Below are 24,903 nucleotides of genomic sequence, written 5' to 3'. Positions count from 1 at the left end.
TGTTTACCCTGCCTGGTCTGATACGAGAATACGCATAACTTATGAAGCCAATTTTTAGCCGTGGCCCGTCGCTACAGATTCGCCTTATTCTGGCGGTGCTGGTGGCGCTCGGCATTATTATTGCCGACAGCCGCCTGGGGACGTTCAGTCAAATCCGTACTTATATGGATACCGCCGTCAGTCCTTTCTACTTTGTTTCCAATGCTCCTCGTGAATTGCTGGATGGCGTATCGCAGACGCTGGCCTCGCGTGACCAACTAGAACTTGAAAACCGGGCGTTACGTCAGGAACTGTTGCTGAAAAACAGTGAACTGCTGATGCTTGGACAATACAAACAGGAGAACGCGCGTCTGCGCGAGCTGCTGGGTTCCCCGCTGCGTCAGGATGAGCAGAAAATGGTGACTCAGGTTATCTCTACGGTTAACGATCCTTATAGCGATCAAGTTGTTATCGATAAAGGTAGCGTTAATGGCGTTTATGAAGGCCAGCCGGTCATCAGCGACAAAGGTGTTGTTGGTCAGGTGGTGGCCGTCGCTAAACTGACCAGTCGCGTGCTGCTGATTTGTGATGCGACCCACGCGCTGCCAATCCAGGTGCTGCGCAACGATATCCGCGTAATTGCAGCCGGTAACGGTTGTACGGATGATTTGCAGCTTGAGCATCTGCCAGCGAATACGGATATTCGTGTTGGTGATGTGCTGGTGACTTCCGGTCTGGGCGGTCGTTTCCCGGAAGGCTATCCGGTGGCTGTTGTCTCTTCCGTAAAACTCGATACCCAGCGCGCTTATACTGTGATTCAGGCGCGTCCGACTGCGGGACTGCAACGTTTGCGTTATCTGCTGCTGCTGTGGGGCGCGGATCGTAACGGCGCTAACCCGATGACGCCGGAAGAGGTGCATCGTGTTGCTAATGAACGTCTGATGCAGATGATGCCGCAGGTATTGCCTTCGCCAGACGCGATGGGGCCAAAGTTACCTGAACCGGCAACGGGGATCGCTCAGCCGACTCCGCAGCAACCGGCGACAGGAAATGCAGCTACTGCGCCTGCTGCGCCGACACAGCCTGCTGCTAATCGCTCTCCACAAAGGGCTACGCCGCCGCAAAGTGGTGCTCAACCGCCTGCGCGTGCGCCGGGAGGGCAATAGTGGCGAGCTATCGTAGCCAGGGACGCTGGGTAATCTGGCTCTCTTTCCTCATTGCGCTGTTGCTGCAAATCATGCCCTGGCCGGATAACCTGATTGTTTTCCGGCCAAACTGGGTGTTACTCATCTTGTTGTATTGGATCCTGGCCTTGCCCCATCGCGTAAATGTGGGCACAGGTTTTGTGATGGGTGCCATACTGGATCTGATTAGCGGCTCGACGCTTGGCGTACGCGTGTTGGCGATGAGCATCATTGCTTACCTGGTGGCGCTGAAATATCAGCTTTTCCGCAACCTCGCATTATGGCAGCAGGCGCTGGTCGTCATGTTGCTTTCGCTGGTGGTGGATATTATTGTTTTCTGGGCAGAGTTTTTAGTGATTAACGTCTCTTTCAGACCGGAAGTGTTCTGGAGTAGTGTAGTCAATGGAGTGCTCTGGCCGTGGATTTTCTTGCTGATGCGTAAAGTCCGTCAGCAGTTTGCAGTGCAATAAAGGTTTCTATGACTTCTCTGTATTTAGCTTCCGGTTCTCCGCGTCGTCAGGAGTTACTTGCGCAACTTGGCGTGACCTTTGAACGTATTGTTACGGGCATTGAGGAGCAGCGTCAGCCGCAGGAGAGCGCGCAGCAATATGTTGTGCGTCTGGCGCGCGAGAAAGCACAGGCGGGTGTCACGCACACGGCGCAGGATCTCCCGGTGCTGGGTGCGGATACTATCGTTATCCTGAATGGAGAAGTGCTGGAGAAACCGCGCGACGCAGAACATGCGGCGCAGATGTTGCGCAAATTATCGGGCCAGACCCATCAGGTGATGACGGCTGTGGCGTTGGCCGACAGTCAGCACATTCTCGATTGCCTGGTGGTCACCGATGTGACGTTCAGAACGTTAACAGACGAAGACATCGCGGGCTATGTCGCCAGCGGAGAACCGTTAGATAAAGCAGGTGCATACGGTATTCAGGGGTTGGGTGGCTGTTTTGTCAGGAAGATAAATGGCAGCTATCACGCCGTAGTCGGCTTACCGCTGGTTGAAACGTATGAATTATTAAGTAATTTTAACGCACTGCGTGAGAAAAGGGATAAACATGACGGCTGAATTGTTGGTAAACGTAACGCCTTCGGAAACGCGAGTGGCGTATATTGATGGCGGTATTCTGCAGGAAATTCATATTGAACGTGAGGCGCGACGCGGAATAGTAGGCAATATCTACAAGGGTCGTGTAAGTCGTGTACTTCCGGGTATGCAGGCGGCTTTTGTAGATATTGGGCTGGATAAAGCCGCGTTTCTTCATGCATCCGACATCATGCCGCATACTGAGTGTGTGGCGGGTGAAGAGCAAAAGCAATTCACGGTGCGCGACATCTCGGAACTGGTCCGTCAGGGGCAAGATCTGATGGTGCAGGTGGTGAAAGATCCGCTTGGTACTAAAGGTGCGCGCCTGACCACCGATATCACTCTGCCATCTCGCTATCTGGTTTTTATGCCAGGTGCTTCTCATGTTGGGGTTTCCCAACGTATCGAAAGCGAATCCGAACGTGAACGCCTGAAAAAAGTGGTCGCGGAGTATTGCGACGAGCAGGGCGGGTTTATCATCCGTACTGCAGCGGAAGGTGTTGGTGAGGCTGAACTGGCCTCCGATGCCGCTTATCTGAAACGTGTCTGGACCAAAGTCATGGAGCGTAAAAAGCGCCCGCAGACCCGTTATCAGCTATACGGCGAACTGGCGTTGGCGCAGCGTGTTCTGCGTGATTTCGCCGACGCCGAGCTGGACCGCATTCGCGTTGACTCGCGCCTGACTTACGAAGCATTGCTGGAGTTTACCTCGGAGTACATTCCCGAGATGACCAGCAAGCTGGAGCATTACACAGGCCGCCAGCCGATTTTCGATCTCTTTGATGTTGAAAACGAAATCCAGCGGGCGCTGGAACGCAAAGTTGAACTAAAATCCGGTGGCTATCTGATTATCGACCAGACCGAAGCGATGACCACCGTGGACATCAATACCGGGGCGTTTGTCGGTCATCGCAATCTGGACGACACCATCTTCAATACCAATATTGAAGCGACGCAGGCTATTGCTCGCCAGTTACGGTTGCGTAACCTGGGCGGGATCATCATTATTGATTTCATCGATATGAATAATGAAGATCACCGTCGCCGCGTACTGCATTCCCTGGAACAGGCGTTGAGCAAAGACCGGGTGAAAACCAGCGTTAATGGTTTTTCGGCGCTGGGGCTGGTGGAGATGACACGTAAACGCACCCGTGAAAGCATTGAACACGTATTGTGTAACGAATGTCCGACTTGCCACGGTCGCGGAACGGTGAAAACTGTGGAAACCGTATGTTATGAAATCATGCGAGAAATCGTTCGCGTGCACCATGCTTACGACTCTGACCGTTTCCTGGTCTATGCTTCTCCGGCAGTAGCCGAAGCCTTAAAAGGCGAAGAGTCGCACTCGCTGGCAGAGGTGGAAATTTTCGTTGGTAAACAGGTTAAAGTACAAATTGAACCGCTCTATAACCAGGAGCAGTTTGACGTCGTAATGATGTAAACAGATGCTGGGCCGCCATCCGGCAAAGGGTTTTTGAGTCACATTTTTAGCAGACAAGGAGTGACGGGTGAGGCGATTGCCGGGGATTTTACTGCTTACTGGAGCCGCGCTCGTTGTGATCGCTGCCCTGCTGGTTAGCGGCCTGCGTATTGCTTTACCGCATCTTGACGCCTGGCGTCCGGAAATCCTCAACAAAATAGAATCCGCGACTGGCATGCCGGTTGAAGCCAGTCAGCTCTCAGCCAGCTGGCAGAATTTTGGCCCGACGCTTGAAGCGCACGACATCCGTGCAGAACTAAAAGATGGCGGCGAATTTTCGGTTAAACGCGTTACTCTGGCGCTGGATGTCTGGCAAAGCCTGTTACATATGCGCTGGCAGTTTCGTGATCTCACTTTCTGGCAGCTGCGCTTTCGCACCAACACTCCTATCACCAGCGGTGGTGGTAATGATAGCCTGGAAGCCAGTCACATCAGCGATCTGTTTCTTCGTCAATTCGACCATTTCGATCTCCGCGACAGTGAAGTCAGTTTCCTGACGCCATCCGGTCAGCGCGCCGAGCTGGCGATCCCACAACTCACCTGGCTGAACGATCCACGTCGACACCGTGCGGAAGGCCTGGTAAGCCTCTCCAGCCTTACCGGACAGCACGGCGTGATGCAGGTGCGCATGGATTTGCGCGATGATGAGGGGTTGTTAAGCAATGGTCGCGTCTGGCTCCAGGCGGATGACATCGACCTGAAGCCGTGGCTCGGTAAATGGATGCAGGACAATATTGCGCTGGAAACGGCACAGTTCTCCCTTGAAGGCTGGATGACGATCGACAAAGGCGATGTAACCGGCGGTGACGTCTGGCTGAAACAGGGCGGTGCCAGCTGGTTGGGCGAGAAGCAAACGCATACGCTGTCGGTGGATAATCTTACCGCGCATATTACGCGTGAAAACCCGGGCTGGCAGTTCTCTATTCCCGACACACGGATCACGATGGACGGCAAACCCTGGCCGAGCGGAGCATTGACGCTGGCCTGGATACCGGAACAGAACGTTGGCGGCAAAGACAATAAACGCAGTGACGAACTCCGGATTCGCGCCAGTAATCTGGAGCTGGCAGGCCTGGAGGGCGTACGCCCGCTGGCCGCGAAACTTTCACCTGCACTTGGTGATGTTTGGCGCTCCACACAACCGAGCGGCAAGATAAACACGCTGGCGCTGGATATCCCGCTTCAGGCAGCAGACAAGACCCGTTTTCAGGCATCGTGGAGCGATCTGGCCTGGAAGCAATGGAAATTATTACCGGGTGCGGAACACTTCTCCGGGACGCTTTCCGGCAGCGTAGAAAATGGTTTGCTTACCGCGTCGATGAAGCAGGCAAAGATGCCTTACGAAACGGTATTCCGTGCGCCACTGGAAATCGCAGACGGCCAGGCGACGATAAGCTGGCTGAACAATGACAAAGGTTTCCAGCTGGATGGGCGTAATATTGACGTTAAAGCCAAAGCCGTCCATGCGCGCGGCGGTTTTCGTTACCTGCAACCTGCTAACGATGAACCCTGGCTGGGTATTCTGGCTGGCATCAGTACCGATGATGGTTCACAAGCCTGGCGCTATTTCCCGGAAAACTTGATGGGTAAAGACTTGGTTGATTACTTAAGTGGCGCGATTCAGGGCGGTGAAGCGGATAACGCGACGCTGGTTTATGGTGGCAATCCGCAACTCTTCCCCTATAAACACAACGAAGGTCAGTTTGAAGTGCTGGTGCCGCTGCGCAACGCGAAGTTTGCCTTCCAGCCGGACTGGCCTGCATTAACTAACCTTGATATTGAACTGGACTTTATTAACGACGGTTTATGGATGAAAACCGATGGCGTTAATCTGGGCGGCGTGCGCGCGAGTAATCTCACCGCAGTGATCCCTGACTACTCAAAAGAAAAACTGCTAATTGACGCTGACATTAAAGGTCCGGGTAAAGCCGTTGGCCCTTACTTTGATGAGACACCGTTGAAAGATTCTCTGGGTGCGACCCTGCAAGAACTCCAGCTCGACGGCGATGTGAATGCTCGCTTACATCTCGATATTCCGCTAAACGGCGAACTGGTTACCGCGAAAGGTGAAGTGACGCTGCGTAACAACAGTCTGTTTATCAAACCGCTTGATAGCACACTGAAAAATTTGAGCGGTAAATTCAGCTTTATCAATGGCGATCTGCAAAGCGAACCACTGACAGCAAGCTGGTTTAATCAGCCATTGAACGTGGATTTCTCCACCAAAGAAGGGACGAAAGCCTACCAGGTCGCGGTGAATCTCAACGGTAACTGGCAACCCGCGAAAACTGGCGTTCTGCCTGCAGCGGTGAACGAAGCATTGAGTGGCAGCGTGGCGTGGGATGGTAAAGTGGGCATTGAGCTGCCTTATCATGCTGGCGCAACGTATAACGTAGAACTGAACGGTGATCTGAAGAATGTGAGCAGTCACTTACCTTCACCGTTAGCCAAACCCGCTGGCGAATCGCTGCCGGTTAACATTAAGGTCGATGGCAACCTCAATAGCTTTGAATTAACCGGACAGGCTGGTGCGGATAACCATTTCAATAGCCGCTGGTTGCTTGGTCAAAAGCTGACGCTCGATCGTGCTATTTGGGCGGCAGACAGTAAAACGCTCCCGCCGTTGCCGGAACAAAGTGGCGTTGAACTCAATATGCCGCCGATGAATGGTGCCGAGTGGCTGGCCTTGTTCCAGAAAGGCGCGGCGGAGAGCGTCGGTGGTGCTGCGAGTTTTCCACAACACATTACGTTACGTACCCCCATGTTGTCGCTGGGAAATCAGCAATGGAATAACCTGAGCATTGTTTCGCAACCGACGGCAAATGGTACCCAGGTTGAGGCGCAAGGACGTGAAATCAACGCTACGCTGGCGATGCGTAATAACGCGCCGTGGCTGGCGAATATCAAATATCTTTATTACAACCCGAGCGAGGCGAAAACTCGTGGTGATTCAACGCCGTCATCACCTTTCCCGACAACGGAGCGCATTAACTTCCGTGGCTGGCCGGACGCACAAATACGATGCGCAGAGTGTTGGTTCTGGGGGCAAAAATTCGGTCGTATTGACAGTGATCTCACTATTTCTGGCGATACGTTAACGCTGACTAATGGACTGATTGATACTGGTTTTTCGCGGCTCACTGCCGATGGTGAATGGGTTAACAATCCGGGGAATGAACGTACCTCGCTGAAAGGAAAACTGCGCGGGCAGAAAATTGATGCCGCCGCAGAATTTTTTGGTGTCACGACGCCCATACGGCAGTCGTCATTTAATGTGGATTACGATTTACACTGGCGTAAAGCACCGTGGCAGCCAGATGAGGCGACGTTGAATGGCATCATTCATACTCAACTGGGTAAAGGCGAAATTACCGAAATCAATACCGGACATGCCGGGCAATTGCTGCGCTTATTGAGCGTAGATGCCCTGATGCGTAAGCTGCGTTTTGATTTCAGAGACACTTTTGGCGAAGGGTTCTATTTTGACTCCATTCGCAGCACCGCGTGGATTAAAGACGGCGTTATGCACACCGACGACACGCTGGTGGATGGCCTGGAGGCGGATATCGCCATGAAAGGGTCGGTAAATCTGGTACGTCGCGACCTGAATATGGAAGCGGTTGTCGCACCAGAGATTTCTGCGACGGTGGGCGTGGCTGCGGCTTTTGCGGTTAACCCCATTGTTGGAGCGGCAGTATTTGCAGCCAGTAAAGTGCTGGGGCCGCTGTGGAGCAAAGTCTCCATTTTGCGCTATCACATTTCGGGTCCGCTGGACGATCCGCAAATCAACGAAGTGTTGCGCCAACCGCGTAAAGAAAAAGCGCAATGATTTGACGAGGGCGCGTAATTGCCCCAATCTCATATGATAATCGTTGCCAAAGGCCAACGAGCCGGAACATAACCGTAGGCCGGACAGGGCGTTCACGCCGCATCCGGCAGCCGTAAAAAATCCTCTACTGCAGTAACTAACGAGTAGCAAAAACGATGAGTCTGAACCTGGTAAGTGAACAATTGCTAGCGGCGAACGGCCTGAAACATCAGGACTTGTTCGCGATCCTCGGTCAACTGGCCGAACGTCGCCTTGATTATGGCGATCTCTATTTTCAGTCGAGCTATCACGAATCCTGGGTTTTAGAAGACCGCATTATTAAAGATGGTTCTTACAACATCGATCAGGGTGTTGGTGTGCGTGCAATCAGCGGTGAAAAAACCGGATTTGCTTACGCAGACCAAATCAGCCTGCTGGCGCTGGAACAGAGTGCGCAAGCGGCGCGCACCATCGTCCGTGATAGTTGTGATGGCAAAGTACAGACGCTGGGCGCGGTAGAGCATAGCCCGTTGTATACCTCGGTAGATCCGCTGCAAAGCATGAGCCGTGAAGAGAAGCTGGATATCCTGCGTCGAGTCGATAAGGTTGCCCGCGAAGCGGACAAGCGCGTACAGGAAGTGACTGCTAGCCTCAGCGGCGTTTATGAATTAATTCTGGTTGCGGCCACCGACGGCACGCTGGCGGCGGATGTTCGTCCGCTGGTGCGTCTTTCCGTGAGCGTTCTGGTCGAAGAAGATGGCAAACGCGAACGCGGTGCCAGTGGCGGCGGCGGTCGTTTTGGTTATGAGTTCTTCCTTGCCGATCTCGACGGTGAAGTCCGTGCGGACGCATGGGCGAAAGAAGCGGTGCGTATGGCGCTGATCAATCTTTCAGCCGTAGCAGCGCCTGCGGGCACCATGCCGGTGGTTCTGGGCGCAGGTTGGCCGGGCGTACTGTTACATGAGGCGGTGGGTCACGGTCTGGAAGGCGACTTCAACCGCCGTGGTACTTCGGTCTTTAGTGGTCAGGTCGGGGAGCTGGTGGCTTCTGAACTGTGTACCGTGGTTGATGACGGCACGATGGTCGATCGCCGTGGTTCGGTGGCGATTGATGACGAAGGTACGCCAGGCCAGTACAACGTGCTGATTGAGAATGGCATCCTGAAAGGCTACATGCAGGATAAACTCAACGCGCGTTTGATGGGAATGACGCCGACTGGCAACGGTCGCCGTGAATCCTACGCTCATCTGCCTATGCCGCGTATGACCAATACCTATATGCTGCCGGGTAAATCGACCCCGCAGGAAATTATTGAATCCGTTGAGTACGGTATCTATGCACCGAACTTTGGTGGCGGTCAGGTGGATATCACCTCCGGCAAATTCGTTTTCTCCACCTCAGAAGCGTATCTGATTGAAAACGGTAAAGTAACTAAACCGGTGAAAGGCGCAACGTTGATTGGTTCCGGTATCGAAACCATGCAGCAGATTTCGATGGTGGGCAACGACCTGAAACTGGATAACGGCGTGGGTGTCTGCGGTAAAGAAGGGCAAAGTTTACCGGTTGGCGTGGGCCAGCCAACGCTGAAAGTTGATAACCTGACTGTTGGCGGTACCGCGTAATAATTTCAGTATTTTCAGAAGGATAATTAATCCTTCTCCGTGTACGAACGGTCCCCTTGCCCCTCTGTGGAGAAGGTTAGGGGAACCCGTTGGCACAGGTTTGTACAACGTAACAGTACAATATGAATTACTTCTCTTTCCCGCGCCCGTGCATTTCCTGAAACAATTTACCGACCTCAACAAAATAATCCGTCAGTGAGTTGATCACGACCTGTACCTTCAGCGGCAGCTTATCTTTTTCGGTATACAACGCATAAACCGGGCGTGGATCTGACTGGTAACGCGGCAGCAGGATCTCGAGTTCCCCGCGATTGATCTCGTTGATCACCCACATCAGCGGCACGTAGGCGATCCCAGCGCCTGCAGTCAGCCAGCGCACCAGCGTCATCGGATCATTAGTCACAAATCTCCCTTGCGGGATCAGGCGAGTCGAGATCCCTTCCGGTGCGATCAGTTCAAATTCATTGTCGGGCCGCACGCTGTATTCAAGCCATGAATGGCTACTTAAATCGGCGGGTTTTTCCGGTATGCCGTATTGTGTGAGATAGCTTTTTGCGGCGCACACCACCATTGGCATCGCGCCCAGACGGCGGGAAAACAGGCTGGAATCTTGCAACGCGCCGACGCGGATCACCACATCCAGACCGTCGGCAATCAGGTCGGGGGCAGGAATTCCGGTAACCAGATTAACGCTCAAACCTGGGTATTCTTTCAGCATTTTGGCTGTTAGCCCGGCGAGAACATTTTGTGCCATAGTTGAAGAACAGCCAATGCGCAGCGTCCCGATGGGGGTGTTATTGAAGGCATACAGTTGCTCATGAACATCCTGCACTTCATGAAGCATCCGACGGCAGCCCTGGTAGTAAATTCTACCGGCTTCGGTCAGGCCAATGCTGCGTGTGCTACGGTTTAACAGCTTTACCTGCAACTCATCTTCCAATTTTGACACCGTCTGACTGATGGACGAAACGCTCATCTGTAGCTGTCTGGCGGCGGCGGTAAAAGAGCCAAATTCAACTACTTTGGCAAACACCGACATGCGTTTTAGTCGTTCCATTATTCACTCTGACTTAAAAGTGATTTAGATCACATAATATAGATAACAGCATAACAGTTACGTTAATATATTAAATATCAATCTACAGCAATGTTGCTCTCGCCCGGCTTTCCATGCCCTTCTCTGCGGCGACAGATGCTGAAAATAATAACGCCTGCTCTCTCTATACAACCAAGGTCAACATGAGTCTGTTTCCCGTTATCGTGGTGTTTGGGCTGTCCTTCCCACCGATATTTTTCGAATTGCTTTTATCACTGGCGATTTTCTGGCTGGTGCGCCGGGTACTTGTGCCAACAGGTATCTACGACTTTGTCTGGCATCCGGCGTTGTTCAACACCGCGCTCTATTGCTGCTTGTTTTATTTGATATCGCGACTGTTCGTTTGAGGTTGAAGTGAAAACACTAATAAGAAAATTCTCCCGTACGGCCATCACGGTCGTATTAGTCATTCTGGCCTTCATCGCAATTTTTAATGCCTGGGTCTATTACACCGAATCCCCGTGGACGCGTGACGCGCGCTTTAGCGCTGACGTCGTTGCGATCGCGCCGGACGTTTCTGGACTCATTACCCAGGTGAATGTTCATGATAACCAGCTGGTGAAAAAAGGACAGGTACTGTTCACCATCGACCAGCCGCGTTATCAAAAGGCGCTTGAGGAAGCGCAAGCCGATGTTGCTTATTATCAGGTACTGGCACAGGAGAAACGCCAGGAGGCCGGACGTCGTAACCGTCTCGGTGTGCAGGCGATGTCTCGCGAAGAGATCGATCAGGCCAACAACGTACTACAAACGGTTCTGCATCAGTTAGCGAAAGCGCAGGCGACCCGCGATCTGGCAAAACTGGATCTTGAACGCACGGTGATCCGCGCGCCAGCAGATGGCTGGGTGACCAACCTCAACGTCTATACCGGTGAGTTTATTACCCGTGGATCAACGGCAGTTGCGCTGGTGAAACAGAACTCCTTCTATGTACTGGCCTATATGGAAGAAACTAAGCTGGAAGGGGTGCGCCCTGGGTATCGTGCAGAGATCACGCCGCTTGGCAGTAACAAAGTGCTGAAAGGGACTGTTGATAGTGTTGCTGCTGGGGTCACCAACGCCAGCAGCACGCGTGACGACAAAGGGATGGCGACCATCGACTCTAACCTTGAATGGGTGCGTTTGGCGCAACGTGTTCCGGTTCGTATTCGTCTCGACAACCAGCAAGAGAACATCTGGCCTGCGGGCACCACTGCTACAGTGGTGGTCACTGGCAAACAAGATCGCGACGAAAGCCAGGATTCGTTCTTCCGTAAAATGGCCCATCGCCTGCGTGAGTTTGGTTAATCACGATGGGTATTTTCTCCATTGCTAACCAACATATTCGCTTTGCGGTAAAACTGGCGACCGCCATTGTACTGGCGCTGTTTGTTGGCTTTCACTTCCAGCTGGAAACGCCACGCTGGGCGGTACTGACAGCGGCGATTGTTGCCGCCGGTCCGGCCTTTGCTGCGGGAGGTGAACCGTATTCTGGCGCTATTCGCTATCGTGGCTTTTTGCGCATCATCGGCACATTTATTGGCTGTATTGCCGGACTGGTGATCATCATTGCGATGATCCGCGCACCATTATTGATGATTCTGGTGTGCTGTATCTGGGCCGGTTTTTGTACCTGGATATCCTCGCTGGTACGAATAGAAAACTCGTATGCGTGGGGGCTGGCCGGTTATACCGCGCTGATCATTGTGATCACCATTCAGCCGGAACCATTGCTTACGCCGCAGTTTGCCGTCGAACGTTGTAGCGAGATCGTTATCGGTATTGTGTGTGCAATTATGGCGGATTTGCTCTTTTCTCCGCGATCGATCAAACAAGAAGTGGATCGAGAGCTGGAAAGTTTGCTGGTCGCGCAATATCAATTAATGCAACTCTGTATCAAGCATGGCGATGGTGAAGTTGTCGATAAAGCCTGGGGCGATCTGGTGCGACGCACCACGGCGTTACAAGGTATGCGCAGCAACCTGAATATGGAATCTTCCCGCTGGGCGCGGGCCAATCGACGTTTAAAAGCGATCAATACGCTATCGCTGACGCTGATTACCCAATCCTGCGAAACTTATCTTATTCAGAATACGCGCCCGGAATTGATCACTGATACTTTCCGCGAATTTTTTGACACGCCGGTAGAAACCGCGCAGGACGTCCACAAGCAGCTCAAACGCCTGCGGAGAGTTATCGCCTGGACCGGGGAACGGGAAACGCCTGTCACCATTTATAGCTGGGTCGCGGCGGCAACGCGTTATCAGCTTCTCAAGCGCGGCGTTATCAGTAACACAAAAATCAACGCTACTGAAGAAGAGATCCTGCAAGGCGAACCGGAAGTCAAAGTAGAGTCAGCCGAACGTCATCATGCGATGGTTAACTTCTGGCGAACCACACTTTCCTGCATTCTGGGGACGCTTTTCTGGCTGTGGACGGGCTGGACTTCCGGCAGTGGTGCAATGGTGATGATTGCGGTAGTGACGTCACTGGCAATGCGTTTGCCGAATCCACGCATGGTGGCGATCGACTTTATTTATGGGACGCTGGCGGCGCTGCCGTTAGGGCTACTCTACTTTTTGGTGATTATCCCTAATACCCAACAAAGCATGTTATTGCTGTGTATTAGCCTGGCAGTGCTGGGATTCTTCCTTGGCATTGAAGTACAGAAACGGCGATTGGGCTCGATGGGGGCGCTGGCCAGCACCATAAACATTATCGTGCTGGATAACCCGATGACTTTCCATTTCAGTCAGTTTCTCGACAGCGCATTAGGGCAAATCGTCGGCTGTGTGCTCGCGTTCACCGTTATTTTGCTGGTGCGGGATAAATCGCGCGACAGGACTGGACGTGTACTGCTTAATCAGTTTGTTTCTGCCGCTGTTTCCGCGATGACTACCAATGTGGCACGTCGTAAAGAGAATCACCTCCCGGCACTTTATCAGCAGCTGTTTTTGCTGATGAATAAGTTCCCAGGGGATTTGCCGAAATTTCGCCTGGCACTGACGATGATTATCGCGCACCAGCGCCTGCGTGATGCGCCGATCCCGGTTAACGAGGATTTATCGGCGTTTCACCGGCAAATGCGCCGCACAGCAGACCATGTGATATCTGCCCGTAGCGATGATAAACGTCGTCGGTACTTTGGCCAGTTGCTGGAAGAACTGGAAATCTACCAGGAAAAGCTACGCATCTGGCAAGCGCCACCGCAGGTGACGGAACCAGTACATCGGCTTACGGGTATGCTCCATAAGTATCAACATGCGTTGACCGATAGTTAAGTCAAAACCGACGCCAAAAGCGTCGGTTTTTTCATGGCTATACTTAGCAATGAACGGCAGAACTCGCCGCGAAACGTGACGGTGGCAACAGATGAATATTTATACCTTTGATTTTGATGAGATTGAGAGTCAGGAGGATTTTTATCGCGACTTTAGCCAAACCTTTGGTCTGGCAAAAGATAAAGTACGCGATCTCGACTCTCTATGGGATGTGTTAATGAACGATGTCCTGCCGCTACCACTTGAGATTGAATTTGTTCATCTGGGAGAGAAAACGCGTCGCCGTTTTGGCGCGTTAATATTGCTGTTTGATGAGGCAGAGGAAGAGCTGGAAGGGCATTTGCGTTTTAATGTTCGTCATTAGCGCAAAAAAAGCCCCCGAACCGGGGGCAATATCGTCGGACAAGACGATGAGGGTTTATTTGTACAGTTCAGCCGTAGCGTGCCAGGTGTCACCGCTACGAGCTTCAGTAATCTGGTAGGCCGTTGCGCCTTTCTCTTCCGCTTTTTTGTTCAGCATTTCACGCATATCCATTGGCGAAGACGCCACACCACTTACGGATACGGTCCCGATTGCTTCACGATTTTGTGCTTGTGCAGCATCAATGGAGTCGGCAGCGAATGCACCGAAAGAGAGAACAGAAAGTACGCTTAATGCAGCAACAGTGGTTTTGATTTTCATGATTTTTACCTCGACATAATCTTTTAGCTGGGCCTTTGTTTCGTGACCCATATCACAAAATCAAGTATACACTAATTATTGAACTAATTAATACCACGCTAACTGTTTCAGTTGATACTAAGTGTTAAAAGTGTGAGTTTTAATAACAAAAAAGAATTAAAAACACGGTTATTTATTATTAATTCTATTATTTTCAATTAGATAATGAATTTTGCATAATGTGCTTTTTTTAACTCATGTATTCATTATGTGAATGATATGTCGCGCTAAAACGCACTATTCGTTAAATTAATCGTAGGAGAAAGCAGGGGGATGAGAGGGAAAAGCAACATTTTCCCCGCCGCCAGAAGCGACGGGGCAGAGATTAAAGCTCCTGGTCGAACAGCTCTAAAATCGCTTCGTACAGGTCTTTGACGGTGAAACCGTTAGCAGGGGTAGTAAAGATGGTGTCATCGCCAGCGATGGTGCCCAGAATACCTTCTGCTTTGCCCAGTGAGTCCAGCAGGCGAGCAATTAACTGCGCCGCGCCAGGGCTGGTATGAATCACGACAACTGCATCGTTGTAGTCTATATCCAGCACCAGATTCTTCAATGGACTGGAGGTGGTTGGTACACCCAGTTCAGCTGGCAGGCAGTAAACCATTTCCATTTTGGCATTGCGTGTACGTACAGCACCAAACTTGGTCAACATCCGCGAGACTTTAGACTGATTAATATTGTCAAAGCCTTGCTCCTGCAACGCGGCGACGATTTCGCCCTGGGAGCTAAATTTCTCTTCTTTAAGTAATGCTTTAAATGCTTTAACTAGTTCTTCTTGCTTAGCCGAGCTTCGCATAAGTCACCCGATATGGTGGTTGATACAACATTATTGTGCATACAGATGAATTTTTATGCAAACAGTCAGCCCTGAAGAAGGCTGAAATAATGTTATGAAAGAGCGGGATTTTATCAAATTTCGTTATTGAGAAACATGCCTGCGTCACGGCATGCAAATTCTGCTTAAAAGTAAATTAATTGTTATCAAATTGATGTTGTTTTGGCTGAACGGTAGGGTATATTGTCACCACCTGTTGGAATGTTGCGCTAATGCATAAGCGACTGTTAATTACGTAAGTTAGGTTCCTGATTACGGCAATTAAATGCATAAACGCTAAACTTGCGTGACTACACATTCTTGAGATGTGGTCATTGTAAACGGCAATTTTGTGGATTAAGGTCGCGGCAGCGGAGCAACATATCTTAGTTTATCAATATAATAAGGAGTTTAGGATGAAAGTCGCAGTCCTCGGCGCTGCTGGCGGTATTGGCCAGGCGCTTGCACTACTGTTAAAAACCCAACTGCCTTCAGGTTCAGAACTCTCTCTGTATGATATCGCTCCAGTGACTCCCGGTGTGGCTGTCGATTTGAGCCATATCCCTACTGCTGTGAAAATCAAAGGTTTTTCTGGTGAAGATGCGACTCCGGCGCTGGAAGGCGCAGATGTCGTTCTTATCTCTGCAGGTGTAGCGCGTAAACCGGGTATGGATCGTTCCGACCTGTTTAACGTTAACGCCGGCATCGTGAAAAATCTGGTACAGCAAGTTGCGAAAACCTGCCCAAAAGCGTGCATTGGTATTATCACTAACCCGGTTAACACCACAGTTGCGATTGCTGCTGAAGTGCTGAAAAAAGCCGGTGTTTATGACAAAAACAAACTGTTCGGCGTTACCACGCTGGATATCATTCGTTCCAACACCTTTGTTGCGGAACTGAAAGGCAAACAGCCGGGCGAAGTTGAAGTGCCGGTAATTGGCGGTCACTCTGGTGTTACCATTCTGCCGCTGCTGTCACAGGTTCCTGGCGTTAGCTTTACCGAGCAGGAAGTGGCTGAACTGACCAAACGTATCCAGAACGCGGGTACTGAGGTGGTTGAAGCGAAAGCCGGTGGCGGGTCTGCAACCCTGTCTATGGGCCAGGCAGCTGCACGTTTTGGTCTGTCTCTGGTTCGCGCACTACAGGGCGAACAAGGCGTTGTCGAATGTGCCTACGTTGAAGGCGACGGTCAGTACGCACGTTTCTTCTCTCAACCGCTGCTGCTGGGTAAAAACGGCGTGGAAGAGCGTAAATCTATCGGCACCCTGAGCGCATTTGAACAGAACGCGCTGGAAGGTATGCTGGATACGCTGAAGAAAGATATCGCCCTGGGCGAAGAGTTCGTTAATAAGTAATTGATTAGCGGATAATAAAAAACCGGAGCACAGACTCCGGTTTTTTGTCTTTCACGTTGGCCTTAATTGGTTGCCGGATATTCCTGAATGGTGACCTGCAGCGTTAACTGCTTATCATCACGCATCACTACAACCGGGATCACCGAGCCAGGGCGAATTTCCGCCACCTGATCCATCGTCTCCAGAGCAGAGATGGCCGGTTTGTTATCCACCGAAATAATCAAATCATTGACCTGAATACCCGCATTCGCCGCCGGGCCGTCAGGTGACACTTCATTAACCACGATCCCTTGCAGTTGATCTATACCACCGCCCTGCGCGTGCAGTGGTGCGATCTCACGTCCGCCGATACCAATGTAGCCGCGGATCACGCGACCATCGCGGATCAGCTTATCCATAATTTTGGTTGCTAACTGGAAAGGAATCGCAAAGCCGATGCCTTCCGGCGTTTCGCCATCGTTACTCTTATCAAACGACAGCGTGTTAATGCCCATCAGTTCGCCCAGCGAGTTCACCAGTGCGCCGCCAGAGTTACCGTGGTTAATGGAAGCATCGGTTTGCAGGAAGTTTTGCCGCCCGGTCGGGTTCAGACCAATTCGACCCGTGGCACTAATAATCCCCTGGGTAATGGTCTGCCCGAGGTTGTACGGGTTACCGATCGCCAGTACCACGTCACCAATGTGCGGTACGCGACGTGCATTGATTGGAATGGTAGGTAAACCGCCAGTGGCATTAATTTTAAGTACCGCCAGATCGGTTAGAGAGTCAGATCCCACCAGCAATGCTTCAAATACACGTCCATCTTGTAAGGCGACGATGATCTGATCGGCGTCGTTGATGACGTGTTTATTGGTGATGATATAACCGCGTTGATCCATGATTACACCGGATCCCAGGGTGCGGATCTCAAGCTGGTTGTGAGAGTTGGTGTTCAAACCACGGTTGTAAACGTTAACCACCGCTGGCGCGGCGCGGCGAACCGCCAGATTATAGCTGGCAGGCGTCTCATCGGTACTGTCAAATTGCGGAGTGGAAAGCGGGTTAAGGCTGCGCAGCGAAGGCATGGCAACCAGCAGAATAGCGCCGACAATTAATCCAATCGCAACGGAACGTAAGAGCTTCACAAACATGATGGAGGCGTCATTAAAAAAGGGAACGGCAGCAGCATACCACGAGTTAACCGGACATCACACGTCAGCCTGATGCCCGGTTTACGACATTAACGCATCAGCAAATAGATGCTTTCATTGCCGCGTACAATTTGCAGGGCGATGATGGCCGGTTTTGCCGCCAGCACTTTACGCATTTCAGCAATCGAGTTCACCCGATCGCGGTTGACGCCAATGATCACATCGTCTTTTTGCAAACCAGCCTGAGCGGCTGGGCTACCTTTGACTACTTCATCGATCTTAATGCCTTTGCCGCCATCTTTTAGCTGACCATCGCTCAACGTTGCACCTTCAAGCGCTGGCGTGATCATTTCAGCGCTGGCCGACGAAGAGGTGCTGGTATCGAGCGTCACTTCTACTTCCAGTGGTTTGCCGTTACGCAGCAGGCCAAGCTTCACTTTCGTGCCCGGCTCGGTGGTTGCGATACGAGAGCGCAACTCAGCAAAGCTATTCAGCGGTTTGCCGTTGAGGCTGGTAATAATATCGCCCGCTTTGATGCCCGCTTTTGCCGAGCCAGAACCTGTCAACACTTCGCTGACAAACGCGCCACGCTGCACGTCAAGGTTGAAGGCTTTGGCGATATCGGCACTCATCTCGGTGCCTTTGATGCCTAACAGACCGCGTTTGATTTCACCAAAGTCGATAAGCTGCTGCGCCAGTGTTCGCGCCATATTACTGGGGATGGCAAATCCAATCCCGACGCTCCCACCGCCAGGCGCAAGGATTGCAGTGTTGATGCCAATTAACTCACCGTTAAGGTTTAACAGTGCACCGCCGGAGTTACCGCGGTTAATGGAAGCATCTGTCTGGATAAAGTTTTCAAGACCTTCAAGATTCAACCCGCTGCGGCCTAATGCGGAAACAATGCCAGAGGTGGCGGTTTGCCCAAGGCCAAATGGGTTACCGACTGCCACGGCAAAATCACCGACGCGCAGTTTGTCTGAGTCGGCAATGGCGATTTGCGTTAATTTACTCGGGTTTTGAATTTGCAACAGGGCGATATCGCTCTGGTCATCGCTACCAATCAGTTTTGCATCAAACTCGCGCCCATCATTGAGCTGAATACTGATTTTCTGTGCCTGATTAATCACATGGTTGTTAGTCAGCACATAGCCTTTACTGGCGTTGATGATGACACCGGAGCCTAAACCTTCGAAGGGTTGTGCAGGTTGATCCGGTAAATCATCACCAAAAAACTTTTTGAATTCTTCCGGGATTTTCTGTCCCTGACTGGCCGTTCCTTCCACTCGTACGCTCACCACTGCCGGAAGCACTTTTTCTAGCATTGGAGCCAAACTGGGGAGGGGGGCCTGATCGGCAACCTGGCCTGGAATCGACGCGACGGCCTGAAATGACGCCGAGAGAGTTAACCCGACACTTAACGCTAATGCACTCAACAGCTGGGTTTGTTTTTTCATTATTCCTGCTCTCGTACCTGAATGATAAGAAAAGAGATTCAAAACAGTTTGATGTTATTGAATTTTCAGACGGCTAACAATGAGACATCAGATTAAATAATAGTCGGGGAGGGAGGGAAGAGGAGGGCGCAATGGCTGCGCCCGAAAAATAAATTAGTCGCGCTTCGCGCCAGTACGCAGCAGGCCTGACGCGCCTTCAGAATAGTCGCGTGGCATTTGCACCGGTGCCTGATCGTTGCTGGCTTCAGACTCTGCCAGACGATTACGGAACGGGTTTGCTTCAGCAGACAGTTCCGGCAGCAGGCTGCTGGAGCTTTTCGCCATGTGTTGATACAGCTGGCGATAGTCGTGCGCCATGGTATCCAGTAATTCCGCGCTGCGGGCAAAGTGGCTAACCAGCTCTTCGCGATACTCGTCCAGTTCAGCTTTATTCTTTTCCAGTTCGTACTGCAACGCCTGTTGCTGGCGTAGTTTACGATTACCAAAACGCATGGCCACAGCACCAATAATGATGCCGACGACTAACCCAATTAGCGCATATTCCCAGGTCATGAACATCTCCCGTTGTCTTTTGTTTCCGTAGGGTGTTGGCTTCAGGCTCCATGCCTGCGGCTGATTATGCCACTATAACCGTTAATTCCACAGAAGTGGAATCCCGACTGCATATCGCGTAGTGTAGAACGGCCTTTTTTTCGTCAACCGTGAACAACGGCGCACCGATTATTCAAGGAATAACAATAAGATCATGCAAAGCGTTACCCCAACATCGCAATACCTGAAGGCGCTCAATGAAGGCAGCCATCAACCCGACGACGTTCAAAAAGAGGCCGTCAGCCGCCTGGAAATTATTTATCAGGAACTCATCAATAGCACGCCTCCAGCCCCCAGGACGAGTGGGCTAATGGCGCGGGTCGGTAAGCTGTGGGGTAAACGCGAAGACACACAGCATACGCCAGTGCGTGGCTTATATATGTGGGGCGGGGTAGGACGCGGGAAAACCTGGCTGATGGACCTTTTCTATCAAAGCCTGCCGGGAGAGCGGAAACAGCGTCTGCACTTTCACCGTTTTATGCTGCGGGTACATGAAGAGCTAACTGCTTTGCAGGGGCAGACCGATCCGCTGGAAATTATTGCCGATCGCTTTAAAGCAGAAACTGACGTGCTCTGTTTTGACGAATTTTTTGTTTCTGATATTACCGATGCCATGCTACTTGGCGGCCTGATGAAAGCCCTGTTCGCCCGCGGTATTACCCTGGTAGCGACGTCAAATATTCCGCCGGACGAACTTTATCGAAATGGCCTGCAACGTGCGCGTTTTTTGCCTGCAATCGATGCCATTAAACAGCATTGTGATGTAATGAACGTGGACGCCGGTGTTGATTATCGACTGCGTACGCTCACTCAGGCGCACCTGTGGCTTTCGCCACTCAACGATGAAACCCGGACGCAAATGGACAAACTATGGTTGGCGCTGGCGGGGGCGAAACGAGAAAATTCACCGACGTTAGAAATCAACCATCGGCCATTGGCGACAATGGGCGTCGAGAACCAGACGCTGGCGGTCTCTTTTACTACGCTGTGCGTCGACGCCCGTAGTCAGCATGACTATATTGCGCTCTCACGCCTCTTTCACACGGTCATGTTGTTTAATGTACCAGTTATGACGCGGTTGATGGAGAGCGAAGCGCGGCGCTTTATTGCGCTGGTGGATGAGTTTTACGAGCGCCATGTCAAATTAGTGGTGAGTGCAGAAGTGCCGCTGTATGAAATTTATCAGGGCGATCGGCTGAAGTTTGAGTTCCAGCGTTGCCTGTCACGTCTGCAAGAGATGCAAAGCGAAGAGTATCTGAAGCGCGAGCATTTAGCGGGTTAAAACCTGCCACAAATCACAAAAAGGGGTCGATCTTTGACCCCGACTTCTCTATAATCCTGCGACCCCACGTTACAAGAAAGTTTTTTTCCCAAAACTTTTTGTGTGCTGGCATAGGCTATTCGAAGGGGTAGGTTTGCCGGACTTTGTCGTGTGAACCTCAACAATTGAAGACGTTTGGGTGTTCACCAACGTGTAACTATTTATTGGGTAAGCTTTTAATGAAAACTTTTACAGCTAAACCAGAAACCGTAAAACGCGACTGGTATGTTGTTGACGCGACCGGTAAAACTCTGGGCCGTCTGGCTACTGAACTGGCTCGTCGCCTGCGCGGTAAGCACAAAGCGGAATACACTCCGCACGTAGATACCGGTGATTACATCATCGTTCTGAACGCTGACAAAGTTGCTGTAACCGGCAACAAGCGTACTGACAAAGTGTACTATCACCACACCGGCCACATCGGTGGTATCAAACAAGCGACCTTTGAAGAGATGATTGCTCGCCGTCCTGAGCGTGTGATTGAAATCGCGGTTAAAGGCATGTTGCCAAAAGGCCCGCTGGGTCGTGCTATGTTCCGTAAACTGAAAGTTTACGCGGGTAACGAGCACAACCACGCGGCACAGCAACCGCAAGTTCTTGACATCTAATCGGGATTATAGGCAATGGCTGAAAATCAATACTACGGCACTGGTCGCCGCAAAAGTTCCGCAGCTCGCGTTTTCATCAAACCGGGCAACGGTAAAATCGTAATCAACCAACGTTCTCTGGAACAGTACTTCGGTCGTGAAACTGCCCGCATGGTAGTTCGTCAGCCGCTGGAACTGGTCGACATGGTTGAGAAACTGGACCTGTACATCACCGTTAAAGGTGGTGGTATCTCTGGTCAGGCTGGTGCGATCCGTCACGGTATCACCCGCGCTCTGATGGAATACGACGAGTCCCTGCGTTCTGAACTGCGTAAAGCTGGCTTCGTTACTCGTGACGCTCGTCAGGTTGAACGTAAGAAAGTCGGTCTGCGTAAAGCACGTCGTCGTCCGCAGTTCTCCAAACGTTAATTGGCTTCTGCTCCGGCAGAAAACAATTTGCGAAAAAAACCCGCTTCGGCGGGTTTTTTTATGGCTAAAATCTGAATCAGCGTAAAAAAAGGAATGTTGATTTTTGCTGTCGCCTGACAGACAGAAAACAAAAACCACATCGCCGATAAGGGACTAAGTCAACCATTTCAGACTAAAGCGCATCTCTTTTTCCCCATTTCCGGCATCGACTCACCACAAAGGTCGCAAAATCTGGTAAACTATCATCCAATTTTCTGCCCAAATGTCGGGTATTGCTCATTTTTTGTTTGATTTTCGAACAAAGAGAGTCGTTCCTTACTGGGTAACACAACTTCTGACTGGCCACCTGGTGGCTGGTAGCAGTAAAAATTCTGACTATACCTGGAGGTTTTCATGGCTGTCGCTGCCAACAAACGTTCGGTAATGACGCTGTTTTCCGGTCCTACTGACATCTATAGCCATCAGGTCCGCATTGTGCTGGCTGAGAAAGGTGTAAGTTTCGAGATCGAACACGTGGAAAAGGACAATCCGCCTCAGGATCTGATTGACCTCAACCCGAATCAGAGCGTTCCGACCCTGGTGGATCGTGAGCTGACCCTGTGGGAATCTCGCATCATTATGGAATATCTGGATGAGCGTTTCCCGCATCCGCCACTGATGCCTGTTTACCCGGTAGCTCGCGGTGAAAGCCGTCTGTACATGCATCGCATCGAAAAAGACTGGTACACGCTGATGAACACCATCATCAACGGTTCAGCTTCTGAAGCAGATGCCGCACGTAAGCAACTGCGCGAAGAACTGCTGGCGATTGCGCCGGTCTTCGGTCAGAAGCCGTACTTCCTGAGCGATGAGTTCAGCCTGGTCGATTGCTACCTTGCTCCGCTGCTGTGGCGTCTGCCGCAACTGGGCATCGAATTCAGCGGTCCGGGTGCGAAAGAGCTGAAAGGCTATATGACCCGCGTCTTTGAGCGTGACTCTTTCCTCGCTTCCTTAACGGAAGCAGAACGCGAAATGCGTCTGGGCCGGAGTTAATCTGTATGGATTTGTCACAGCTAACACCACGTCGTCCCTATCTGCTGCGTGCATTCTATGAGTGGTTGCTGGATAACCAGCTCACGCCGCACCTGGTGGTGGATGTGACGCTCCCTGGCGTGCAGGTTCCTATGGAATATGCGCGTGACGGGCAAATCGTACTCAACATTGCGCCGCGTGCTGTCGGCAATCTGGAACTGGCGAATGATGAGGTGCGTTTTAACGCGCGCTTTGGTGGCATTCCGCGTCAGGTTTCTGTGCCGCTGGCTGCCGTGCTGGCTATCTACGCTCGTGAAAATGGCGCAGGCACGATGTTTGAGCCTGAAGCTGCCTACGATGAAGATGCTAGCATCATGAATGATGAAGAGGCATCGGCAGACAACGAAACCGTTATGTCGGTTATCGATGGTGACAAGCCTGATCACGATGATGACACTCATCCTGACGATGAACCACCGCAGCCACCACGCGGTGGTCGACCGGCATTACGCGTTGTGAAGTAAAATGAAAACAGGCCCTGGCGGCCTGTTTTGTCTTCTTTATCGCTTAATAAAATAGCGTGATTGTGGCAATCATATTCACCACGAAACCGACTGCCATGGGGATCGCTGTCCGCTTCACCACTGCAAAAGGCGAAACACCTGCAATTCCTGATGTAACGACCACCACCGCAGTAATCGGCGAAACAGCGCGCGCTAGCGTCGTGGCAAAATGCATCGGCATAATCATTACAACCGCTGGTACATGTAGTCCGGCTGCGATATTCGGAATAAGACTGGCAAATGACATAAATGGCGCATTGCCTGAGCCCATCACAATGGCACAAATGGCAATGACCAGCGCCATAATAATCATCACGCCAATACCGCCCAGACCAGAATGCTCCGCACCCCTGATAACCGCATCGACAGTGCCAATCGTCGTTAAGCCTTTCGCAAATATTTCACCCGCGACCACCAGCGTTACCACGTTGGCAAACTGCGTACCCATGCCGTCAAAAAACGCCTGCACATCGTCCATTGTTTCGCGCAAATTATGCTTGCGGAAAAACTCAACAAACATCGTCACCGTCAAACTCAGTAACATCACCACCACCAGATGCAGTTCTGACTGCATCAGTCCAGCGTGGGCGAGGAACAGCGAGCCGAGCATCAGGATTAACGGCATCACCGGTAAAATGGCGTAATAGAGCGGCGGGACATTATCGAGAGCTTTTTGCTCTGCCTGTTCGTGATTGATATTTTTATCTTTTTTGTCGAAAGCGCGTTGCACGAAAAAGTGGGAGATCGCCACCGAGATAATGACGCAAGAGGCGACCGGAAGCTGGTAGTGGAAGAAGTAAGTGGCAATTTTCATTCCTGCTACCTGGGCAGCAAAAATGGAGTTCGTTTCCAGAATCCCCCACTCAATGGACATCGTGGTTGCGATAACTGCCACCGCAGAGAGGCGACTTACTCCCAGACTCACTAGTGTTGGAAATAAGGTGACCATCAGCAACATACCCAGACCGGAGGCGCTGGTAATAAACTGCGCCATGATTTGGCCGATAACGTAAGTTGCCGACAGAATAAGATACGGCGAGCGAATGAGTTTTAACGGGCGGCTTAACAAGCTCACCATCGCCCGACTGGCTCCTATGCGCTCCATGTAGCGGGCATACCCGCCCACCGCCATAATCGACAACCCTAACCCGGCAATGCGGTTGGACAGCATGCGCAGGATTTCATTATAAATATCGACGATCAAGTAGCCGCTGCTTTTGGCGGGATCGAGTACTCCACCGAATCCTAACCAGACACCGCACATCATCAGGAAGATACCTGCGGCAGCCAGCACCACTTGAGGTTTGTAGTTTTTCAGGATCAAATAGCCCATCGTCATTAATACGATGACAGATATAATTATGCCGAACATTGTTGAACTCCGTGTCAAAAGAAAACGGTCAAT

General features: G+C 51.4%; 23 protein-coding genes. 16 read left to right on the top strand and 7 right to left on the bottom strand.

The window, feature by feature from the left end; genetic code table 11:
* Window positions 1–41: 41 nt before the first annotated feature.
* From mreC to tldD, 6 genes are all read left to right on the top strand, one after another.
* On the top strand, window positions 42–1,145 hold the full coding sequence (gene mreC, locus AACU19_RS18385) for a rod shape-determining protein MreC (protein ID WP_000802511.1): 1,104 nt from the start codon (window positions 42–44) through the stop codon (window positions 1,143–1,145).
* The gene (gene mreD / locus AACU19_RS18380; RefSeq protein ID WP_000179409.1) at window positions 1,145–1,633 is read left to right on the top strand and encodes a rod shape-determining protein MreD; all 489 of its coding nucleotides are present in this window, start codon (window positions 1,145–1,147) and stop codon (window positions 1,631–1,633) included. Before mreC ends, mreD begins: the two co-directional genes overlap by 1 nt.
* Window positions 1,634–1,641: 8 nt before the next feature.
* On the top strand, window positions 1,642–2,235 hold the full coding sequence (gene yhdE, locus AACU19_RS18375) for a nucleoside triphosphate pyrophosphatase YhdE (protein WP_000203103.1): 594 nt from the start codon (window positions 1,642–1,644) through the stop codon (window positions 2,233–2,235).
* Window positions 2,225–3,694 (top strand): ribonuclease G, encoded by a 1,470-nt coding sequence (rng, locus tag AACU19_RS18370; RefSeq protein WP_000123197.1) that lies wholly within the window; start codon window positions 2,225–2,227, stop codon window positions 3,692–3,694. Before yhdE ends, rng begins: the two co-directional genes overlap by 11 nt.
* Window positions 3,695–3,761: 67 nt before the next feature.
* A complete protein-coding gene (gene yhdP / locus AACU19_RS18365; RefSeq protein WP_105278381.1) occupies window positions 3,762–7,562 on the top strand; it encodes an AsmA2 domain-containing protein YhdP in 3,801 nt (1,266 codons plus the stop codon).
* 155 nt (window positions 7,563–7,717) lie between these two features.
* Window positions 7,718–9,163: a metalloprotease TldD gene (tldD, locus tag AACU19_RS18360; RefSeq protein WP_105278380.1), complete on the top strand. Its 1,446-nt coding sequence runs from the start codon at window positions 7,718–7,720 to the stop codon at window positions 9,161–9,163.
* A 127-nt stretch (window positions 9,164–9,290) separates the two neighbouring features.
* On the opposite strand, the gene aaeR is transcribed toward tldD, so the two are convergent.
* Window positions 9,291–10,220, bottom strand: a complete 930-nt coding sequence (gene aaeR, locus AACU19_RS18355) for an HTH-type transcriptional activator AaeR (RefSeq protein ID WP_000440317.1) — start codon at window positions 10,218–10,220, stop codon at window positions 9,291–9,293.
* 182 nt (window positions 10,221–10,402) lie between these two features.
* Between aaeR and aaeX the strand changes: the two genes are divergently transcribed.
* The 4 genes from aaeX (at window position 10,403) to AACU19_RS18335 (ending at window position 13,883) form a co-directional block, all read left to right on the top strand.
* The gene (aaeX, locus tag AACU19_RS18350) at window positions 10,403–10,606 is read left to right on the top strand and encodes a p-hydroxybenzoic acid efflux pump operon protein AaeX (RefSeq protein ID WP_000051841.1); all 204 of its coding nucleotides are present in this window, start codon (window positions 10,403–10,405) and stop codon (window positions 10,604–10,606) included.
* A 7-nt stretch (window positions 10,607–10,613) separates the two neighbouring features.
* Entirely contained in the window at window positions 10,614–11,546 is a 933-nt protein-coding gene (gene aaeA / locus AACU19_RS18345; protein ID WP_000854033.1) for a p-hydroxybenzoic acid efflux pump subunit AaeA, read from the top strand.
* Between the two features lie 5 nt (window positions 11,547–11,551).
* Window positions 11,552–13,519: a p-hydroxybenzoic acid efflux pump subunit AaeB gene (gene aaeB / locus AACU19_RS18340; RefSeq protein ID WP_000510964.1), complete on the top strand. Its 1,968-nt coding sequence runs from the start codon at window positions 11,552–11,554 to the stop codon at window positions 13,517–13,519.
* A 91-nt stretch (window positions 13,520–13,610) separates the two neighbouring features.
* Window positions 13,611–13,883 carry a barstar family protein gene (locus AACU19_RS18335; protein WP_001029013.1) on the top strand — a complete coding sequence of 91 codons (273 nt, stop codon included), beginning with the start codon at window positions 13,611–13,613 and terminating at the stop codon, window positions 13,881–13,883.
* Between the two features lie 54 nt (window positions 13,884–13,937).
* Here the strand turns inward: AACU19_RS18335 and yhcN are convergent, their stop codons facing one another.
* On the bottom strand, window positions 13,938–14,201 hold the full coding sequence (yhcN, locus tag AACU19_RS18330; protein WP_000695690.1) for a peroxide/acid stress response protein YhcN: 264 nt from the start codon (window positions 14,199–14,201) through the stop codon (window positions 13,938–13,940).
* 364 nt (window positions 14,202–14,565) lie between these two features.
* Window positions 14,566–15,036: a transcriptional regulator ArgR gene (gene argR / locus AACU19_RS18325; RefSeq protein WP_001257846.1), complete on the bottom strand. Its 471-nt coding sequence runs from the start codon at window positions 15,034–15,036 to the stop codon at window positions 14,566–14,568.
* Window positions 15,037–15,470: 434 nt separating this feature from the next.
* Here argR and mdh point away from each other — a divergent pair, with 434 nt between their 5' ends.
* On the top strand, window positions 15,471–16,409 hold the full coding sequence (gene mdh / locus AACU19_RS18320) for a malate dehydrogenase (protein ID WP_001352905.1): 939 nt from the start codon (window positions 15,471–15,473) through the stop codon (window positions 16,407–16,409).
* A 62-nt stretch (window positions 16,410–16,471) separates the two neighbouring features.
* Here the strand turns inward: mdh and degS are convergent, their stop codons facing one another.
* The 3 genes from degS to zapG all read right to left on the bottom strand — a co-directional run bounded on the left by degS (window position 16,472) and on the right by zapG (window position 19,548).
* Window positions 16,472–17,539: an outer membrane-stress sensor serine endopeptidase DegS gene (degS, locus tag AACU19_RS18315; RefSeq protein ID WP_000497723.1), complete on the bottom strand. Its 1,068-nt coding sequence runs from the start codon at window positions 17,537–17,539 to the stop codon at window positions 16,472–16,474.
* A gap of 89 nt (window positions 17,540–17,628) precedes the next feature.
* A complete protein-coding gene (gene degQ, locus AACU19_RS18310) occupies window positions 17,629–18,996 on the bottom strand; it encodes a serine endoprotease DegQ (RefSeq protein WP_105278379.1) in 1,368 nt (455 codons plus the stop codon).
* Between the two features lie 153 nt (window positions 18,997–19,149).
* Entirely contained in the window at window positions 19,150–19,548 is a 399-nt protein-coding gene (gene zapG / locus AACU19_RS18305) for a Z-ring associated protein ZapG (protein WP_001295270.1), read from the bottom strand.
* Window positions 19,549–19,741: 193 nt separating this feature from the next.
* Here zapG and zapE point away from each other — a divergent pair, with 193 nt between their 5' ends.
* The 5 genes from zapE (at window position 19,742) to sspB (ending at window position 23,459) form a co-directional block, all read left to right on the top strand.
* The gene (gene zapE / locus AACU19_RS18300) at window positions 19,742–20,869 is read left to right on the top strand and encodes a cell division protein ZapE (protein ID WP_105278378.1); all 1,128 of its coding nucleotides are present in this window, start codon (window positions 19,742–19,744) and stop codon (window positions 20,867–20,869) included.
* A gap of 218 nt (window positions 20,870–21,087) precedes the next feature.
* Window positions 21,088–21,516 carry a 50S ribosomal protein L13 gene (rplM, locus tag AACU19_RS18295; RefSeq protein WP_000847559.1) on the top strand — a complete coding sequence of 143 codons (429 nt, stop codon included), beginning with the start codon at window positions 21,088–21,090 and terminating at the stop codon, window positions 21,514–21,516.
* Between the two features lie 15 nt (window positions 21,517–21,531).
* Window positions 21,532–21,924, top strand: a complete 393-nt coding sequence (gene rpsI / locus AACU19_RS18290) for a 30S ribosomal protein S9 (RefSeq protein ID WP_000829818.1) — start codon at window positions 21,532–21,534, stop codon at window positions 21,922–21,924.
* Window positions 21,925–22,317: 393 nt separating this feature from the next.
* Window positions 22,318–22,956: a stringent starvation protein SspA gene (gene sspA, locus AACU19_RS18285; protein WP_000257293.1), complete on the top strand. Its 639-nt coding sequence runs from the start codon at window positions 22,318–22,320 to the stop codon at window positions 22,954–22,956.
* A gap of 5 nt (window positions 22,957–22,961) precedes the next feature.
* Window positions 22,962–23,459 (top strand): ClpXP protease specificity-enhancing factor, encoded by a 498-nt coding sequence (gene sspB, locus AACU19_RS18280; RefSeq protein WP_000366126.1) that lies wholly within the window; start codon window positions 22,962–22,964, stop codon window positions 23,457–23,459.
* Between the two features lie 43 nt (window positions 23,460–23,502).
* Here sspB and dcuC read toward each other — a convergent pair whose 3' ends face one another.
* Entirely contained in the window at window positions 23,503–24,870 is a 1,368-nt protein-coding gene (dcuC, locus tag AACU19_RS18275; RefSeq protein ID WP_088541789.1) for an anaerobic C4-dicarboxylate transporter DcuC, read from the bottom strand.
* Between the last annotated feature and the right edge of the window lie 33 nt (window positions 24,871–24,903).

This window comes from Escherichia sp. MOD1-EC4550 (assembly GCF_963876935.1).
Lineage (GTDB): Bacteria > Pseudomonadota > Gammaproteobacteria > Enterobacterales > Enterobacteriaceae > Escherichia > Escherichia coli_F.
This window is presented reverse-complemented; position numbering and strand designations above follow the sequence as displayed.